1 protein-coding gene is annotated in these 230 nt (G+C 60.0%); it reads left to right on the top strand.

What is annotated here, in order from left to right; genetic code table 11:
- Positions 1-230: hypothetical protein (locus tag R0J88_RS24110; RefSeq protein WP_410901473.1), on the top strand; the 230-nt coding region annotated here is incomplete at both ends.

The following is a 230-nucleotide window of genomic DNA, read 5'->3' as shown; positions in this document are numbered from 1 at the left end:
GCGCATTGCTGGCCCAGTCGCTGCAAAACAGCCCGGCAGCGATGCAGATGCAGGGCAAGAACGACCTCGCCATTGCCATTCTGGCAACCGTCGGTGCGTTCAGCCCTTCGCTGTTGCTGAGTACGGTTGGCTGGGATGGCACCAATGCCATCTGCATGGCCCTTTGCATCGGTTTGCTCTTCGCCACTGCCGGCCTGCTGCAGAACAAGGCCTGTCTGCACACTTCAATG

Source organism: Pseudoalteromonas sp. SIMBA_162 (assembly GCF_046535955.1).
GTDB lineage: Bacteria > Pseudomonadota > Gammaproteobacteria > Enterobacterales > Alteromonadaceae > Pseudoalteromonas > Pseudoalteromonas marina.
Note: the sequence above shows the minus strand (reverse complement) of the source record. Positions and strands in the feature narration are given on the sequence as shown.